Origin of the sequence: Rickettsia koreansis (assembly GCF_046532895.1) — a bacterium.
GTDB classification, from domain to species: domain Bacteria; phylum Pseudomonadota; class Alphaproteobacteria; order Rickettsiales; family Rickettsiaceae; genus Rickettsia; species Rickettsia rickettsii.
Window position 1 is genome coordinate 19114 of record NZ_WHLZ01000003.1, and the last position, 17348, is coordinate 36461.

Consider the following 17348-nt stretch of genomic DNA (forward strand, 5'->3'; position numbering starts at 1 on the left):
GATCCCCGCTTCCGCGGGGATGACATCAAGTTTTTTTAAAACTGTCCGGTACTATGGGTCAAGCCACGGGATGACAAACTTTTACACACTTCCTCACAACTTCAGCATCATCAAAAGGTAATTTCTTATCGCCTATAATTTGGTAATTTTCATGACCTTTGCCGGCAACTAATAAGATATCATCTTGTTTTAAATTATTTATACCGTATTTAATAGCCTCTTCTCTATTGGCTATTTCTGTATAATCTGCTTTCTCTATACCACTTATGATTTCAGCTCTAATAAGCTTTGGGGCTTCATGGCGTGGATTATCATCTGTAATTATGATGGTATCGACACGTTTTGCGGCTATTTGCCCCATAAGACTTCTCTTTGCCTTATCACGATTACCGCCGCAGCCAAAAACTACGCTTAGCTTACTATCACGTAATTTAATATTTTTCAGTTCCGTTAAAGCTTTTTCAAGAGCGTCCGGAGTGTGGGCATAATCAACGAAGATATTAGTGTTATCTATTCTCTCCATTCTGCCTTTTACTGCTTTAACTTCTACTAAAGAATCTATAACATCATCAAAAGCAAAACCAATATAATGAATGCTAAGAACAGCAATTAATAAATTACTAGCCTGAAAGCTACCAATTATCGGGGTATTAAAATTATATTCTCTATTATTAAATGTAAAATTAATATTTTGTCCTTTTAAAGAACCGTTAATTCTAGTTATTTCTAAATCACCTTTTTTCCCAACGGTTATAAATTTAATATTATGATTATGTAGATAATCTTTAACAAACTCTATTTCTTCTATATCAGAATTTAATATTGCGATGCCGTTCGGTAATAAATGATTTATAAATAATTTCAGTTTGGCTAATAAATAATTTTCTTTTGTATGGTGGTAATCTAGATGATCCTGACTAAAGCTAGTAAAACATGCAATATTTACTTTTATGTCCCTAAGTCTTGCTTGATCAAGACCATGACTAGAAGCTTCAAAAACTAAATATTCTATACCATTTTCAGCTAAATTATGAGCAATTTTTCTAAAGCTTAAATAGTCTAAAGTTGTTAATTCCGGTACATCATTTATAAGATTAACGCAGCCAAATATTTCTACCCCTATCGTACCTATAGATGCTGCTTTTTTCCCAAGTAATGAATATGTTTGAGCTATATAGGATACTACCGAGCTTTTACCGTTAGTACCGGTTACGGCTATTAGATCCTTTGGTTTTTTAGGATAGAATATTTCTATGGCTTCATATAAAGCTGCCTGCACATCTTTTACGTAAATTACTTTATCTATAACAATATTTTTTTTATTGTCCGTAATTACTAATACTGCACCTTTGCTTAAAGCATCCTTAATAAAATCATTTCCATCAGTATTCCGTCCTTTAATCGCAAAAAAGACGTCTTTATCCTTAACGGTTTTAGAATTAATCGACAAACCTTTTACGTTATGTTGTTGAAATAATTGCTTTAGGTTATGGGACATATTTATTATGTTAAAAACGTGTTACTGTCATTGCGAGGAAATTGCATAGCAATTGACGAAGCAATCTCAGGAGTTTGTTATTATTTCATGAGATTGCTACGCAGCCTACGGCTGCTCGCAATGACGGAGCAGGAATGACATCGAATCTACACCTCCGATAAATTCCAAAGTAGTTGATTTGCCTCAACAATTATATTTTTATCTACTAATTTCTTGATATATACTAATTTATTATCTGGTTTGATTTTTGCCTGATTAGAGTAAGTACTAACGAATTTTAAAATTTTATCAGTCATATCGGCATTTTTATAAAATTTAATCACAAATCCGTTATCTCCTGAATCTAGATTTTCAATATTTAACTTAAAGCATAATAGTTTTATTTTTACAATATCAAGTAAATTATTAAATTCAATCGGTAGTAAACCGAATCTATCAATCATCTCATCTTTAAATGTCTCTACTTCTATCTCATTACTTAAATTACCTATTCTTCTATATAGTCCAAGTTTAAGAGCTGCATCGGCTACATAATTATCTGGAATAAAGACGGATAATCCCAAATTAATAGTCGGGATAAAGGGTTGTTCTGAAACAATCGGTTCATCTTTTAAAATAGCTATTTGTTCTTCCAGCATTTCTTGATAGAGTTCTGTACCTACTTCTTTAATTTGTCCTGATTGTTCTTCACCTATCAAATTACCGAAACCTCGTAAATCCATATCACGGCTTGCAATAGTAAAACCTGAGCCCAAAGCACAACTATTTTGTATTATCTCTAAGCGTCTTAAGGAGTGCGATGTCATCTTTTTATGACTTGCTACCGTTAGATAGGCATAACCCCGCATTTTACCTCGACCTATGCGACCACGCAATTGATATAGCTGACTAAGACCCAGCATATCAGCATTATGTATGATCATGGTATTTGCCTCGGCTATATCAATTCCTGATTCTATAATAGTAGTTGAGACTAGTATATCGAATTTGCCGGCATAAAACTCGCTCATAACCTCATCAATTTTACTCGGAGTCATTTTTCCGTAAGCTATTTTATAGCTTAATTCCGGCACGATTTGTTTTAATTGTTTTGTGATATCCTCTATATCTTTAATTCTTGGAACTACATAAAAGCTTCTTCCGCCTCTAAAATGTTCGCGTAATAATGCATCTCTGATAATAACAGGATCAAACGGCATCACCGCGGTACGAACTTCCAGCCTGTTTAGAGGCGGCGTTGCAATAATGCTAAGTTCTTTTAAACCCATCATTGACATTTGCAGCGTTCGAGGAATCGGTGTTGCCGACATTGCAAGTACATGGGAAGAGGATTTTAGCGATTTAAGACATTCTTTTTGACCGACACCGAAATGTTGTTCTTCATCGATTATTAACAATTTCAAATTAAAGAATTTTATATTTTTATGTAATAAAGAATGAGTGCCTATTATTATATTTATTTTACCGCTTTCAAGCTCCGATCTTATAATTTTTGCTTCTTTAGAACTAATAACGCTAGATAATTGCTTGATATTTAAACCAAAACCTTTGAACCTTTCTATGAACCTTGAAAAATGTTGACTACATAAAATAGTTGTCGGTACAACTACGGCTACTTGAGGTAAATGTTCATTTAGAGATTTTGCTACCATAAAAACGGCACGCATTGCTACCTCTGTTTTACCAAACCCAACATCACCGCATATTAACCTATCCATTAACATACCGTTTCTTAGATCTTCTTTAATATCGTTTATAGCGATTAATTGGTCTTCCGTTTCGCTGAAAGGAAAATTAGCACAAAATTTATCATATTCTTCAAGGTCAAATTCAACGGAAGCACTACTATTAAGTTTCCTTTTAGCTGCTATTTGTATTAAATGCAGTGCTATCTCTTTTATACGCTTTTTAAGCTTTGCCTTACTTCTTTGCCATGAAACGCTACCAAGCTTATCAAGCTCCGCATTATCATTGCCGTATTTTTTTATTACCTCTATACTTTCAACTGGTATATATAATTTATCATTGCCGGCATATAAAATCTTTAAAAAATCATGTGGTTTGCCTTTAATTTCTAAAGCTTCTAGCTTTAAAAACTGCCCTATTCCATGATCTTTGTGAACAACCAATTCGCCTTCAGCTAAATTATCAAGCTCCAGCAAGATATTTTTAAGTTTTTTGTTAGTGTTTGTAGAGCTAGGTTTTTCTTCTAATAATTCGCTAGCGGTAATAAATAAATATTCTTTCGTATAAAAGCTTTGATTTAAAGGAATTATCCCGACATTTATCATTGAAGCCTTAGCCTCATCTAATTTATTTATCTCATTATATTTATATTCATAATTTTGAATTATGCTTTTGATTCGCTCAAAACTACTTAAAACGCTTGAGCCTATAATAATTTTCTTATGAGAATTTGCTTTAATAACCTCAAATAATTTATCGAAAACTGTTTTCTTTTCTATAAAACTTGTAGCAGCTATATTTTCAATTAAGCTAGCTTGCTCTGAGTTTTCAAAAGTAAGTAGTATATTATTTTTTTGTTCTAGTAATTCCGTTATTTCAGAAGCGGTAAAATATAAGCTAGTCGGTGCAAGGGTGGGATAGAAACTATTAAATTTAAGTTTATTTGCCTCTGACCTTGCCGAATAAAAATCGTTATAACTATGTTCAAATTCTAAAATGGCTTGTTTTGACAAATTATCGAATATGAAAATAGGATCGTTTAAATAATCTATTAAGTTAGAGCAGGAATCGTAAAATAACGGAAGTAATTGTTCATATCCTGTGAATTGTCTTCCAGATATTACCGCCTCATATAAAGCATTATCAGTATGATTAACTCCAAAATTTCGTAAGTAATTATTCTTAAAATTACCTATAGTTTCACTATTTAAAACTATCTCATTTGCAGGACTAATAATAAGCTCCCTGCAGGATTTAGTCGAAATTTGCGTATCAATATCAAATTCTTTTATTGATTCAATATAACCCCAGCTAAAATGAATTCTATAAGCTTTAGGACCGGGCAATATTATATCAATGATTTCGCCTCTAACCGCAAATTCCCCGGCATCGATGCTACTCGCATTTCTTGTAAAACTATTTTCTACTAGAAACATAGCAAGCTCATCCGTAGTAAATTTCATTTTAGGGGATAATTTCAAAAAATATTTAGAAAAAAAATCTTTCGGCGGTAATTTGTTTAATAAGTTCGCTGTATGAGTGATGAGTAATTTGCTATTACTATTATTTGTTGTTAGCTTGGTTAATGTTTCTGCACGTCTAGATAAGATATTTGCATTTGGTGACGTATGGTCATAAGGGATGGTATTATAGCTTGGAAAGTAATAAATTTTTTCATTAGAAGAAAAAAATAAAGCTTGCTTGTATAATTGCAACGCCTCCTCTTCACTACTCGCACTCAAGATGAAATCTTGTTTAAGATTCTTAGTAAAATTATCAATTGCAAAGAAAGATTTGGCAGCAGCCGGAAATTTTTGTTGTAACATTCTACAGGAGTTTATATTTTTGCTATTTTGCGTAATTTATCAATTATTTCGGCATCTAGATAAGAAGGAGCAGAAGATTTATTATTAATCCAATTATAAAGATCATTATCATTTTGATCAAGTATTAAAGAATAGCTTCCAAGTTTTTTTTCATCCATTAAGGATAGGTACTTTTCGGCAAAGCTACCGAGTATATAATCCATTTCTCTGCAACCGCGATTTTTACTACGGTAAAAAAGTTTCTTTTGTAAAGAGTTTTTATTTAATTTATTCATCTATAACATCTTGCAAAATTTTTTTATAATAATATTATTAAAATAATCATATACCAAGATCATTTTAAAATGCTTTAATAATTCAGCACTCTAATAAATCCATTCTACATGGGTAAAATTCTATTAACTTTGTATTATCAATAACAGCAAAAAAGCGTAAATATGTCGGTTCAAAATATCTGTTCTACAAAAGCTTATGATATGCTAATTTCAAATGATAATGCTTTTCTTGTAGATGTTAGAACTAGAGAAGAGTGGCAACAAGTGGGGATACCTCATTTAGATAATAAAAATAAGGTGATCTTTCTAAGTTGGCAATTGAATAAAGATTTTGAAGATAATTTTTTATCTATCGTTAACGATAAAATTCATGCAATAATATTTTTTCTGTGCCGTTCAGGATATAGGTCATTTATCGCAGCAAACTTTATAACTAATATAGGTTATAAAAATTGTTATAATATTAGTGACGGCTTTGAAGGAAATAATCAAGATAAAGGCTGGAAACAAAATAACTTACCGTGGCAGTTTTAAGTGAGTACTAACCAAATAATTTTAACGGATCAAGGTGATAATTATGTAAATGTCTGGAGTCACGTGGCTCAAGATCTTTACAATCATTACGGTGAAACTCTATATAATAGCTGGTTTAGTAAAGTCAATTTTATAGAGTCTTCATTAAATACCGTTATTCTTTGTGCCCCTACTAACTTTGTTAGAGATTGGATAAAATCCAAGTACTCTATGGTCATATTGCAACTATTTCAACATTATAATAATACCATTAAGTCAATTGAAATAATTACTAAAGAGTTACCTGGAACAACCCAAACAGTTATAGAATTACCTACTAAGACTTTTGCCGATATCGGCAGCAGTGAGCTTAATTCGGAAAATATCTTTTCAACCCTTGACGTACGTTTTACTTTCGATAATTTTGTGGTTGGAGCCCCAAATGAGCTAGCTTATGCAGCCGCAAGAGCGGTTGCGGAATCATCAGGTGCGGTTTCTGAGTCTAATCCGCTTTTTCTATATGGCGGCGTAGGGCTTGGTAAAACTCATTTAATGCATGCAATCGGTTGGTACATCAAGCAGAATAATCCAAGCCGCAAAGTGATATACATGTCGGCAGAAAAATTTATGTATCAGTTTGTTAAAGCTCTGCGTAATAAAGAAGTAATCTCGTTTAAAGAGAAATTTCGTTCGGTTGACGTGTTAATGATTGATGATATTCAATTTATTTGCGGTAAAGATAGTACACAGGAAGAATTTTTCCATACTTTTAATACATTGATTGATAATAACCGTCAAATGGTTATTTCTTGTGATAGATCGCCTTCAGATTTAGATAATATTGAAGATCGGATAAAATCTCGTCTTGGATGGGGCTTAGTTGCCGACGTTCATAGTACTACTTATGAGCTACGACTTGGTATTCTAGAATCTAAGATTGAGCAGATGAACGTTAAAATACCAAAAGACGTAATTGATTTTTTAGCATCTAAAATCGTTTCAAACGTTAGAGAACTTGAAGGAGCTTTAAATAAGGTGATCGCTCATTCTAATTTTACTTTAAAAGAAATTACACTCGAAAACACACAAAATATTTTGCGGGATTTACTGCGTTCTAATGAAAGAATAATTACCGTTGAAGATATTCAGAAAAAGGTAGCTAGCCGTTATAATATTAAGTTATCCGATATGTCTTCATCACGGAGATTACGAGAAGTTGCAAGACCGCGTCAAATAGCCATGTATCTTAGTAAAGCATTAACGCCGAAAAGTCTTGCAGATATCGGTAAAAAATTCGGTAAAAAAGACCACACAACGGTTATGCATGCTATTAAGAAAGTAGAAGAATTACTGGAAAACGATATAGAATTACGCGAAGAGATTAATTTGCTAATGAAAATATTGCAGAACTAAATGTCATACCGTGGTCAAGCTGACTTTGTTGCATGGTCCGAAAAACCGACTCGATGTCATTCTCACGAAGGCGGGAATCCCGGGTAAAGCAAAATAAATCGAGCTTTTAATTGTACAAACTTATTGCGTATAACCTTTAAATTACTGGAGTTCCGCTTTCGTGGGCATGACATAAACAACCATACAATAAAGCCAAAACGTCGCAGGAATGACATAGATATATATCAAATGCTCTTAAAAAACCATTCAGTAAAAGAAATTTTTTCAAGATTCTCCGGAAAATACCAAATTAACAGAATTATAGATAATTATGGTTACGGTGAGGGGGTAGCATATTTCTTACTTAAAAGTTTAAATGAATTAATCTAGAAAGAGGAATTACAAATTCACTATCACGACTACGATTATCAAATCCACGCTAATCAAGAATATAGATATCTATATTCTTGATTAGCGTGGAATAGATATATTTTTAAGAATAGTAATATTACAAAATATTTTATTGCTCCTGAAAAGAGCTTATTTTATCAATTAAAATTTGTTTATGCAGACAGGGTATACTCAAATGATTTGGAGAATTGGAATGTAAAACGAGGAGCGAGTACGCACAGCCATACTTAATAGGTAAGCATGCGAGTCCTCCGAAGTTTTGCAGAAACAATTCTTCAAATCATTTGAGTATACAAGCTACAGGCAATCATCTATGTGGTAAAGATCAATATAATACTACCTATGTATTTTTAAATCCTGATTCATTTACTCTTAGCTACCAAGTTCTAGGACCTCAAAAAGACCATAATATTAATACTGTTTTTAATCGTATATAGTATTAGTTATGTTCTCCAATTAGTTTAAAATATTCTTTCATACTATTGTCTATATCAGTTGTTTCCAAAGTTTGATTATTATCATCATTTGAATCATATATATCTTTTAGAAAAGGAAAGTTTTAATCTCTTTTGAGACGAGGTAGGAGAAATAGTTTGATTAAATTTGGGGGTAATATCTTGTAATACATTCTTAGCATATTCAGGTGCATCAATATCATACCATGCTTTTATTTTAGCACATAAAATTTGTAGAATTTCAGGTAGGATTTTTTTAATTTCTTTCTTGAGAGATGAGTGTTTTTGAGCTAAAAACCCTTCAATATTTTTTAAGCTTTCAGTAAATTCCAAGTAGGTTATTTCAATTAAATCCTTTAAATCTTGAGAAAAATCCTTTTTTTCAAGCAATTTAGTTTTGTAAACTTTAAATTGCGTTCTCCTTCTCCTATATTGTTTACTTTAAGAATTAAAGCAGTTAAATTTTGGTCTAATGCATTTAACAAATTTATAGAACAATTCTCTAATTTATGCACTTTTGCTAAAAAAGATTTTATATTATTGCTTTTTACATTATCCATATTTTTGTAAAATTACATTGAAGCTAAGATGTCAAATATTCGTGCTATATTTGCTAGTTTATAATTATTTAATTTTTTACTAAGCCATTCTATTAATATATTACCTTCTTTAATAAGTAATAGATTACCATTTTGTACATTTGTAGTGTCATAAATCTATTGGACAGGAATTTGGTAACACATATTTATAGTGTTTCAGTATACCTCTTGTTTGAGCAACGGCATGCTCAGCAGACATAGGAAAAAACTCCTTATATGATAATAAATATACTATTTTTATCAATAAGTGCTAAAAACATAGGAGCTGTAAATAAGGTTGCATTATTTCTATGCGTTGCAAGCATAAATAACCAATGTGTTAACTTTTCTGCAAAGTAATTTAGTTTTCGCGGTAATGCTTCTATATTTTGTGTCGATGCTTTAGCATGCACAACTTCAAATATACGTTTTATAATAGCATATTTATATTCGTGTTCTTGCTCAAATTTAGATAAAATTTCATCATACTTTCCTAAGCCAGGTACATCTGTTTGTACATTACCGGTTTTATAATGTACTATATGATTAATTGTAAAAGTTTCTTCTTTAGTATTTGAGATCTTACATATAGTAGATAAATTACTATTTATTTCTTCTAAAATCCGGTGCTTTAGCTGATTTTATTATTCCTGCCAATCATTTCAGCAAAAGCTAAAAGTCATTTAGAATTATGTATGGGTTATTACTGATACTTTTTTAAGTTGATATTACTGTTTTGCAATTCTTGTAATAATACTTTCTTTGCATACTGAGCAGTAATACCGTCTGCTAAAGCAAATATCTTAGGAATAGAGTGATTTGGATTAAATACACAGTGCAATAGCTTTTGATAATCCTTATCACTTATATTTTCTTTGTTATAATCTTTAAATAATTATGTTTATTAAAAGCAGTTTTGATAATATTAAAATTTTCTTCGTAATACTCATTATCTACAACTAATATTTCAGATTTAATTTTTTTATAAATATTTCTAATAGTAGAATATTTAAAAAATCTATCAGCTAAATTATATAATACTAAACCTAGCTTCAGTTTAAAATCTTCAGAGTTATATATATAATTAATATTTAGTATATTTTTAAGTAAAAAATTAAGATACTTAGGTAAAGTATAATTTTCTTTTAACTCTTCATCAGAGGAGCTATCAAAGTTTTCGTATTTTAGCATTATTATTTATAGTAGAATTAGTGTTAAATTATTTAGAAAAAAATATCCCTATAAGGGGGGTGAAAGTATCTAGTGTCTCCGTAAGGGCACTGAAATCATCTCTATACAATAAATCATTTGTAGTACAAAATTCTTTAATATCTAAAGTTTGTCCAGTATTTCCCTCAAAACAATACATAAATGCCAAAGCTTCCATAATTTTCTTATCTTTAACAAATTTAAATAATTGTTCTTTTCCATAAGTTATTGTATCTTCAACATCAGCTAAATCTTTCTCTACTAAGGGCATCATTGTATTTACTTCTTGAGCTAATAACTGAGGATCTATATTACTAGGATGACTTAGCATATCTTATACCATTGTAGTTATAATATTAGCTATATACTAAAATATTAATCATTAATTAAGTTTTCTTTACTAATAGTGACAATTTATTTTATAAGTTAAATTTCAGTTTAGACTTTAGACAGATAAGTTTTTATTGACAAAAGTTAATTTTTATTGTATTTTGCTCGCTTAGTATTTTTGAAAGGTAGTTATGGTAGATATAAACAATAATAAGATTAGCTTAGCACTATTTGAAGGCGGTGGAGTAAAAGGAAATATCCATTTAGAAAAATTAAAAATAATGGAGCAAATAACCGGTAAGCCTACTTGTGAGATATTCGATTTTACTGGAGGGACCAGTGTTGGAGGACTTATTTCTATTTTGCTTAATTTACCGAATCCTAATAATCCCGGGAAACCTTTATTCAGTGCAGAGCAAGCTCAAGAACTGTTTGAAGAAATGGCACACAATATTTTTCCGGTAGGATTCACTTTTAGAAAACTTTGGAGTTTTAATGGCTTATTCAGCCATAAATTTTCTCCTGAACCATTAGTAAAATTATTGAAAGAATATTGTAAGGATTATACCCTCAAGGATTTAATCGGTGATGTTGTAGTTACAGGTTATGATCTAAATAATAAACAAAATCCTCTTATAACCTTCTCTACTATAGATGCTAGACAAAGTGAAGAGAATGATTATTACATTTCAGATATAATACAAGGCATCACTGCAGCACCTGGATATTTCCCCAGCCACAATTTCCATAATATAACCAATACTAAATCACATACAATTATTGATGGTGGAATATATGCTAATGACCCAACCTTACAAACATGGAAATTATTAAAGGAAAATCACTATCACATAGACAACGCTTTGTATTTATCATTAAAAGAAGAAAATAATGATGATTACCAAACTGTTTGTTGCGGCGGAGGCATGCTAGAACTAGTGAAAAATAATATGCCCAGTAAAATATTAGCAGCAACACAACAAGCTGATGAAAAAACCGCTCAAAGCATTTTTGGTAATAAATTAATAGAAATAGCTACTTATATTCCGGAAAAACATGCTGAGATGAGTAATTCTAGTACTGAAAATCTGCAAGCACTAAAAGAATTTGCTAAAAAATCTATATATGGAAGCTCCACCTTTAGAGATGCACCTTATAATGAAAAGTTTAAAGAAGCTATTGATAAAATAATAAATCATTATAATGCAAATAACCCTAACGACCAAATTGTCATGAATAATTTTTATAAAGAGTTATTCCATATTAATACTTCTAATAACACACTTGATAAAAGTTTTGAAAAGGAAGAGGATATAGCAAACAACGAGGATACAGTTAATATACCGCTAGCTCAAGCTCTAGATTCTCAAGATATAGAACCTGGGAAAAAAGAATTATTAGCAGGTATCAAGGAGTTTTTTAATCCATTCATCGAAAAAAATCCAGAAGCAAAAGCAGATATAGAGAATTTTTTACACGAAATAAAAAATTTGACATTAGCAGAAATTGAAAAAGGTATTGTTAGTTTTAAAGAAGCTAGCTTAAAATGGCAAGCCGAGCAGCATAACCTTGATGTATTTAGTAGCTGTCGTATGGAAACCTTAAAAGAGGATATGACTCTTGAGGGTGAAGAGCATACAGATGATATACCAGGTTATCTCTAACTTTCTTAATGTCATTCCCGTGTAGGCGGGAATCCAGTCAAAAAAGTATAAATATGCTAGACTTTTAAAACTAAAAGCTTGATTTATCTCGCTTTACCTTGGATTCCTGTTTTCGCAGGAATGACATCAACGCTTTCTTCGGGCCATACAACAACACCACAGCTGCTTACAATGACGACACCTGTGTTTAGTTAGGAATATTTGACTTTTTATTATATAAAATCCAAATACAGTAAAACGAAATAGCAGAGCTAATACTTAAAACGAAGCATAATAAAGCAAAATTGCTTATCGTTGTGCCGTGTATTTTAGAAACCAAATAAGTTACAGCAGCGATAACTACGTAGTATATTGCACCAAATATAGATCCTGCTGTACCTGTTACTTTAGCATAATCCTTCAGTGCATAACGAAGCGTCATAGGGATCAGTAGATTATGCCCAACCATATGAATCATCATCGGTGCAAATATCATAGCGATTGCAAGATTATGACTCGTTGAAATAACTTCTAATATAAAAGCATTTACCGCAAATAATATACAACCGCACAAACTAAAAATAAATCCTAAACCCATAACTTTTTTATCGTGTACATGGCGTTTTTTTATTAAATACCCTCCTAAAAAGCCTCCAAAGATAGCGGCAAAAGATAACAAAAACGCTAATTTACCGTAAAAAGATGGCGAAACTTTCATTTTATCAATCAAAATAAAAGGAGCTTCTATGAAAAAACCGTAATATATGCCGTTAAATGCACCGATGATAAAAGCATATAACCAAAGAATTTTATCTTTAATAATTACCTGCAAAACCTCAAAATATTTACTGCTTTGGGAAAAATCTATATAAGAATTTGTTTCAGGTAAAACTTTATAATATAAAGCTAATAATATAGTACCGGTAAGGCTAAAAAATACAAAAACATAATGCCAACTTGAATATTCTATAATATAGCCCCCTATAGATGAACCTAGAGAAGGGATAAATAACAGCCACGGAGATAAGCTAGCATAGACATATGATAACTCTAAGCCTTGATAGGAGTCTCTAGCCATAGCCTGCCCAATAACAGAACCTACACTTACGCCGAAAGCTTGCACAAAACGAGCTATCATCAGCATTTCTATATTAACTGCAAAAATGCTAATAATTGAAGATACAACATAAATAAAAAGCCCTAATAAAGCTATAGGTCTCCTGCCGTAAATATCCGATAATCTGCCGAGTGATAATATACCAAGAGCAAACCCTAGAAAATATAATGTAGATGTAATTTGAGTGAGACCGCCGTCAATGCCGAAATATTTGGTTAAACTCGGTAATCCTGAAGTATAAATTGTTTCCGTAGTCGGTGATAAAATAAATAAGCATAGAAGCATCCATGCCGGAATCTTCGCAATAATTTTCATAAATGATTTTTTTTATTTCGGTTCATCGAGTTTTATCGATTAATCCGCTCCAAACAAATTTTTTCCATTATCATTTTTAATCTTTATATTCTCTCAATCAAGTAAAGTAACTGCTCTCTGCTAATTCTATAATTTTTATCATACACCTAGCTTTCTTATATCGTATAACTTTGGTTTGTAACAGGCAAAAACTAATAAAATGCTACTGTAAACACTTTCAGTGGCTTGATGCAGCTCAAAAGCACTTTTACTAAAATCACCTCTTTCTAATGGGTATTTACAATCAATAAAAAAACTCTTGCCTCTACCAAACCAGTATTCATAATCTTCTTTAGCCATTTCTTTTACTTCACTCCAAGGCAAATTTTTAGCTCGAGAAAGCTGCTCGCCACTATCATATAAAAAAATACCTTCATTCTTAATGTCGGTATAAAAATAACGCCCTTTTTCAAGCTTGTCTATCCAAGGTTCTAGCGAAAAAACCTCGGCTTTTCTTAAGCCTGTTTGTTCTAACCTTTTTTCTATCTTAGATTCTCCCCTTAAAGTAACATGCTCCTTAAATTTATCTTTTTTTCTACTAAAAAGTCAAAATCACTTGTATAACTATAAGTAATATGATCTTCTGTATACATATCTTTAACCCAATCACCTAGCATACGAGCCATACAAGATAATCAAGGCAACGTTATCCTTGGCAACAGCCAAAATTTGCTGCACTATATAATCAAGCCTATCTTGAACTTCAAGAGACCGTTTTGGTCAAATTGTTTTCATAGCTGATCGTTATTTAAAGGTTAAATCTAAAATGTACTATATCCCCATCCTGCATTTTATATTCTTTACCCTCTAAACGCATTTTACCTACTTCCTTGGCTTTTGCTTCACTACCGAGATTTATGTAATCTTTATAGCCGATAACTTCTGCTCTGATAAAACCTTTTTCAAAATCGGTATGAATAATACCGGCAGCAGCAGGTGCAAGTGTGCCGTCTTTAAAAGTCCAGCTATGGGCTTCCTTTGGTCCTATAGTAAAAAAGCTTTTAAGGTTTAAAAGATTATACCCCTCTTTAATGACTTTACTAAGCCCTGTTTCGTCTAAACCTATAAATTTTAAAAACTCTTCCTTTTCTTCCATGCTTTCAAGTAAAGCAATTTCAGCTTCTATTTTTGAAGAAATTACGACACTTTTAGCATTTTCTTTCTTTGCTCTTTCCGCTACTAATTTTGTAAATTCATTACCTATAGCTGCATCTTTTTCAAGTACGTTACATATATATAAAACGGGCTTAGAGGTAATTAACTGCAATTTTTTTAAATTATCAACTCTTAAAGCTTCATTTAGCACTCTTGCAGGTTTATCCTCACCTAATACCTTATAAACCTCTTTTAACAGCTCTATCTGCTCTGCCATTGCTTTATCGCCTGACTTCAAGCGTTTTGCACTTGTAGTTAAACGCTTTTCAACCGATTCTATATCGGCAAGTATTAATTCCGTTTCAATAATCTCGAGGTCATGCAGCGGATCGACTTTGTTATGTACGTGCGTTATATCCTCATCTTCAAAACAACGCAGTACGTGCAGTATTGCATCGACTTCCCTGATATGAGATAAGAACTTATTGCCTAGCCCCTCCCCTTTGCTTGCTCCTTTAACAAGCCCTGCAATATCGACAAACTCAACATAAGACGGAATAATTTTACCGCTTCCGGCTAAGCTTGCTAGTTTATGCAAACGCGCATCAGGCACTAAAACTTTGCTGCTATTAGGCTCAATAGTACAAAACGGATAATTAGCGGCATCTGCAGCCTGACTTGCCGTTAAGGCATTAAATAATGTCGACTTACCGACATTTGGCAACCCAACAATTCCGAGTTTTAGTGTCATAAATTTTTCCGTAAATAATACATTATAGAATCTTTATAGAATCTTTTTCGTAACCGTGCATAGCAAATTCAATTTTATACCCCAGTGTCTCATAAAACGATTTTGCTTGGAAGTCCATAGTAACAAGATGAATAAAATTACAGCCTCGTTCACGTGCTAAATCCTCAGCCTTTTGCATTAGTACAGTACCATAATAATTTTAGTTTCTTATATTTTCATTAACAAAGAGTGAATCAATGTAAAATCCCCCCAAAAAACTCATACCACTAATTCCTACAACAAAATTTTTATCCTGATCTAAACAGGAAAATGAAAAAGATTCAATATCTCCTACTAACCCCTTTTGTTCTCTAGCATCTTTGTTCAAAGCCTCAATAATTATAGTTCTATGAGTTCTATCCATTGCATCAGCATAAACAATTTCAAAATTTTGTGTCATAAATCTTTGCTTCTTTGCTGTTTAGTTTTAATATCGTTTTCCCGTCATTGCGAGGAGATGCGTAGCATCGACGTGGCAATCTCAGGAATTCTATACTACTGCACGAGATTGCCACGTCGATGCTACGCATCTCCTCGCAATGACGAGTTGGTATCCACTCAGCAACGTCGATCAAGTCGTAGGAATAACATTGAATATATCATATTCAGCTATCTTATTCTTAAATTCTTCTAACTTATTCTCTAATATTAAACCAAAGTTACTAGTGATTCTATCTATATCTTGCATTACTGTTTCATACTCCGGTTTAGAGAAATTATTAAGTACGTAATCTGCTACATCCTGATTATTTTGCGGTCTACCGACTCCAATCCTAATCCGGTTATAATTATTACCTATAACCCCATCAATCGACTTTAAACCATTATGCCCGCCATTACCGCCACCGGTTTTAAATTTTATTCTACCTGTTTCTAAATCAATATCATCATGAATAACAAAGATTTTTGCGGGGTGGATATTATAATATGTTTTCACCGATATCACTGACTTACCGGACAAGTTCATATAGGTGGTAGGCTTTATAAAAATTATCTTTTGTCCATCACTAATAGTTTCAGCAATTTCACAATTGAATTTTTTCTTTGTACTAAATGATGAATTATATTGGTTTGCTATTTTCTCTATAGCAATAAAGCCGACATTATGCCTCGTATATTGATACTCTTTTCCTGGATTACCAAGACCAATAACAAGAATCATAATAATTTACCTAAGTAAATAGTAATAGAAAATTTTTGAAGAAGTATTGATTTGCAAGAAGTACAGAATAATGTCATTCTTAGCTCAGCATTATTGCGTGGATCGAAAAACCTACCCGATGTCATACTATGGCTTGACCACGGTATCCAGAAAAAAATTAACAAAGACTGGATACCGCTACAAGCTCGCAGTATGACAATTAAAGATTACTGGATTCCCGCTTCTAGCTAGGAATGGCATAAAACGAGCCAAACAACAACGCCTACAAATCCTCGCAATAACGATTTAAGTATCTAAGCAAGTCCTTATCGTGAAAATTATCTTACTTCCCTGCTTCAGCGGCTTGTTGTTCCCCTTCAGCTTCAGTTTTTGCTCCTCTACGCCCTATAATAGTTGCAAGGACAAATTCTTTTTTTGTAACAAAACTACATCCTTTTGGTAATTCTATTTTTGACGATTTTAGCGAAGTAGCCATAGGCATATTAGTAACATCTATAGTTACGTTTCTTGGGATATTATTAACATCACATAATAAAGTAACTCTTCTTTTTACTATATTAAAATATCCACCTCTTTTAACGCCTAAAGCTCTTTCTTTCCCTTCATATACTACAGGTACTTCCATTTTTTGGGTTTTCTCTTCTAAAAAGACAAAATCAACATGGCGTACTATATCCGTAACAGGATGTAAGTCTACAGCCTTCGGCAATACTTTATATTTTTTCTTATCAATTGTTAAATTAATTAACTGAGAGATAAAAGCCGGCTTTCTATAATATTTAGTTATTTCCTTTTCTTCCAAAGAAATACTAACAGGTGTTTTAGCCGCTCCATAAATAATAGCCGGAACACGCCCTGCTCTTCTTAATGCTCTTGCTGCTCCCGTACCGAATTCCGTGCGGGATTCCGCTTCAAGTTCTAATATTTCACTCATTATTACTCCATATTAACTTATTATAAATCTTCATTATTATACTTAAGTACAATTAAAAATTCAAGTAAATTAATTTTTGA

18 protein-coding genes and 3 pseudogenes are annotated in these 17348 nt (G+C 32.0%); 6 read left to right on the forward strand and 15 right to left on the reverse strand.

Annotated features, from left to right (window positions below; all coding sequences use genetic code 11):
* Nucleotides 1-58: 58 nt before the first annotated feature.
* From GCO76_RS06725 to GCO76_RS06735, 3 genes are all read right to left on the reverse strand, one after another.
* Nucleotides 59-1498: a UDP-N-acetylmuramoyl-L-alanyl-D-glutamate--2,6-diaminopimelate ligase gene (locus GCO76_RS06725; RefSeq protein ID WP_410956643.1), complete on the reverse strand. Its 1440-nt coding sequence runs from the start codon at nucleotides 1496-1498 to the stop codon at nucleotides 59-61.
* A gap of 146 nt (nucleotides 1499-1644) precedes the next feature.
* Complete coding sequence (gene mfd / locus GCO76_RS06730; protein WP_410956644.1) at nucleotides 1645-5010, reverse strand: transcription-repair coupling factor; 3366 nt, start codon at nucleotides 5008-5010, stop codon at nucleotides 1645-1647.
* An 11-nt stretch (nucleotides 5011-5021) separates the two neighbouring features.
* Nucleotides 5022-5285: an FAD assembly factor SdhE gene (locus GCO76_RS06735; protein ID WP_008580148.1), complete on the reverse strand. Its 264-nt coding sequence runs from the start codon at nucleotides 5283-5285 to the stop codon at nucleotides 5022-5024.
* Nucleotides 5286-5447: 162 nt separating this feature from the next.
* Between GCO76_RS06735 and GCO76_RS06740 the strand changes: the two genes are divergently transcribed.
* The 4 genes from GCO76_RS06740 to GCO76_RS06755 all read left to right on the forward strand — a co-directional run bounded on the left by GCO76_RS06740 (nucleotide 5448) and on the right by GCO76_RS06755 (nucleotide 8038).
* Entirely contained in the window at nucleotides 5448-5819 is a 372-nt protein-coding gene (locus GCO76_RS06740) for a rhodanese-like domain-containing protein (protein ID WP_004997961.1), read from the forward strand.
* Nucleotides 5820-7211 carry a chromosomal replication initiator protein DnaA gene (dnaA, locus tag GCO76_RS06745; RefSeq protein ID WP_011270703.1) on the forward strand — a complete coding sequence of 464 codons (1392 nt, stop codon included), beginning with the start codon at nucleotides 5820-5822 and terminating at the stop codon, nucleotides 7209-7211.
* A gap of 228 nt (nucleotides 7212-7439) precedes the next feature.
* A complete protein-coding gene (locus GCO76_RS06750) occupies nucleotides 7440-7580 on the forward strand; it encodes a hypothetical protein (protein ID WP_410956645.1) in 141 nt (46 codons plus the stop codon).
* A gap of 305 nt (nucleotides 7581-7885) precedes the next feature.
* Nucleotides 7886-8038: a DUF6314 family protein gene (locus GCO76_RS06755; protein ID WP_222610397.1), complete on the forward strand. Its 153-nt coding sequence runs from the start codon at nucleotides 7886-7888 to the stop codon at nucleotides 8036-8038.
* A gap of 93 nt (nucleotides 8039-8131) precedes the next feature.
* On the opposite strand, the gene GCO76_RS06760 is transcribed toward GCO76_RS06755, so the two are convergent.
* From GCO76_RS06760 to GCO76_RS06775, 4 genes are all read right to left on the reverse strand, one after another.
* Nucleotides 8132-8446, reverse strand: coding sequence for a hypothetical protein (locus GCO76_RS06760; RefSeq protein ID WP_410956646.1), 315 nt, complete (start codon nucleotides 8444-8446; stop codon nucleotides 8132-8134).
* 421 nt (nucleotides 8447-8867) lie between these two features.
* Complete coding sequence (locus tag GCO76_RS06765; protein ID WP_410956647.1) at nucleotides 8868-9047, reverse strand: hypothetical protein; 180 nt, start codon at nucleotides 9045-9047, stop codon at nucleotides 8868-8870.
* 451 nt (nucleotides 9048-9498) lie between these two features.
* The gene (locus GCO76_RS06770) at nucleotides 9499-9825 is read right to left on the reverse strand and encodes a hypothetical protein (protein ID WP_410956648.1); all 327 of its coding nucleotides are present in this window, start codon (nucleotides 9823-9825) and stop codon (nucleotides 9499-9501) included.
* A gap of 28 nt (nucleotides 9826-9853) precedes the next feature.
* Nucleotides 9854-10174, reverse strand: coding sequence for a hypothetical protein (locus GCO76_RS06775; protein WP_103897171.1), 321 nt, complete (start codon nucleotides 10172-10174; stop codon nucleotides 9854-9856).
* Between the two features lie 190 nt (nucleotides 10175-10364).
* Here GCO76_RS06775 and GCO76_RS06780 point away from each other — a divergent pair, with 190 nt between their 5' ends.
* On the forward strand, nucleotides 10365-11837 hold the full coding sequence (locus GCO76_RS06780) for a patatin-like phospholipase family protein (RefSeq protein ID WP_410956649.1): 1473 nt from the start codon (nucleotides 10365-10367) through the stop codon (nucleotides 11835-11837).
* 187 nt (nucleotides 11838-12024) lie between these two features.
* On the opposite strand, the gene GCO76_RS06785 is transcribed toward GCO76_RS06780, so the two are convergent.
* The 7 genes and pseudogenes from GCO76_RS06785 to pth form a co-directional block, all read right to left on the reverse strand.
* Nucleotides 12025-13248: a Bcr/CflA family efflux MFS transporter gene (locus GCO76_RS06785; protein WP_410956650.1), complete on the reverse strand. Its 1224-nt coding sequence runs from the start codon at nucleotides 13246-13248 to the stop codon at nucleotides 12025-12027.
* Nucleotides 13249-13386: 138 nt separating this feature from the next.
* Nucleotides 13387-13611, reverse strand: a complete 225-nt coding sequence (locus tag GCO76_RS06790) for a HEPN domain-containing protein (protein ID WP_410956651.1) — start codon at nucleotides 13609-13611, stop codon at nucleotides 13387-13389.
* Between the two features lie 176 nt (nucleotides 13612-13787).
* Nucleotides 13788-13953 (reverse strand): annotated as a pseudogene (locus tag GCO76_RS06795) (nucleotidyltransferase domain-containing protein).
* A gap of 82 nt (nucleotides 13954-14035) precedes the next feature.
* The gene (gene ychF, locus GCO76_RS06800) at nucleotides 14036-15133 is read right to left on the reverse strand and encodes a redox-regulated ATPase YchF (protein ID WP_410956652.1); all 1098 of its coding nucleotides are present in this window, start codon (nucleotides 15131-15133) and stop codon (nucleotides 14036-14038) included.
* A pseudogene (locus GCO76_RS06805) lies at nucleotides 15130-15311 on the reverse strand (N-acetyltransferase). Before GCO76_RS06805 ends, ychF begins: the two are co-directional and overlap by 4 nt.
* A gap of 29 nt (nucleotides 15312-15340) precedes the next feature.
* Nucleotides 15341-15572, reverse strand: a pseudogene (locus GCO76_RS06810) (acetyltransferase).
* Between the two features lie 171 nt (nucleotides 15573-15743).
* Nucleotides 15744-16334, reverse strand: a complete 591-nt coding sequence (gene pth, locus GCO76_RS06815; RefSeq protein ID WP_410956653.1) for an aminoacyl-tRNA hydrolase — start codon at nucleotides 16332-16334, stop codon at nucleotides 15744-15746.
* A gap of 51 nt (nucleotides 16335-16385) precedes the next feature.
* Between pth and GCO76_RS06820 the strand changes: the two genes are divergently transcribed.
* On the forward strand, nucleotides 16386-16565 hold the full coding sequence (locus tag GCO76_RS06820; RefSeq protein ID WP_410956654.1) for a hypothetical protein: 180 nt from the start codon (nucleotides 16386-16388) through the stop codon (nucleotides 16563-16565).
* A gap of 91 nt (nucleotides 16566-16656) precedes the next feature.
* On the opposite strand, the gene GCO76_RS06825 is transcribed toward GCO76_RS06820, so the two are convergent.
* Nucleotides 16657-17268 (reverse strand): 50S ribosomal protein L25/general stress protein Ctc, encoded by a 612-nt coding sequence (locus tag GCO76_RS06825; protein WP_103897178.1) that lies wholly within the window; start codon nucleotides 17266-17268, stop codon nucleotides 16657-16659.
* Nucleotides 17269-17348 lie beyond the last annotated feature (80 nt).

Coding starts and splice junctions, on each gene's coding strand:
- pth (WP_410956653.1), bottom strand. CDS start 16,334: ATGATTCTTGTTATTGGTCTTGGTAATCCAGGAAAAGAGTATCAATAT.
- GCO76_RS06735 (WP_008580148.1), bottom strand. CDS start 5,285: ATGAATAAATTAAATAAAAACTCTTTACAAAAGAAACTTTTTTACCGT.
- GCO76_RS06825 (WP_103897178.1), bottom strand. CDS start 17,268: ATGAGTGAAATATTAGAACTTGAAGCGGAATCCCGCACGGAATTCGGT.
- GCO76_RS06740 (WP_004997961.1), top strand. CDS start 5,448: ATGTCGGTTCAAAATATCTGTTCTACAAAAGCTTATGATATGCTAATT.
- GCO76_RS06780 (WP_410956649.1), top strand. CDS start 10,365: ATGGTAGATATAAACAATAATAAGATTAGCTTAGCACTATTTGAAGGC.
- GCO76_RS06725 (WP_410956643.1), bottom strand. CDS start 1,498: ATGTCCCATAACCTAAAGCAATTATTTCAACAACATAACGTAAAAGGT.
- ychF (WP_410956652.1), bottom strand. CDS start 15,133: ATGACACTAAAACTCGGAATTGTTGGGTTGCCAAATGTCGGTAAGTCG.
- GCO76_RS06750 (WP_410956645.1), top strand. CDS start 7,440: ATGCTCTTAAAAAACCATTCAGTAAAAGAAATTTTTTCAAGATTCTCC.
- GCO76_RS06775 (WP_103897171.1), bottom strand. CDS start 10,174: ATGCTAAGTCATCCTAGTAATATAGATCCTCAGTTATTAGCTCAAGAA.
- GCO76_RS06770 (WP_410956648.1), bottom strand. CDS start 9,825: ATGCTAAAATACGAAAACTTTGATAGCTCCTCTGATGAAGAGTTAAAA.
- GCO76_RS06785 (WP_410956650.1), bottom strand. CDS start 13,248: ATGAAAATTATTGCGAAGATTCCGGCATGGATGCTTCTATGCTTATTT.
- mfd (WP_410956644.1), bottom strand. CDS start 5,010: ATGTTACAACAAAAATTTCCGGCTGCTGCCAAATCTTTCTTTGCAATT.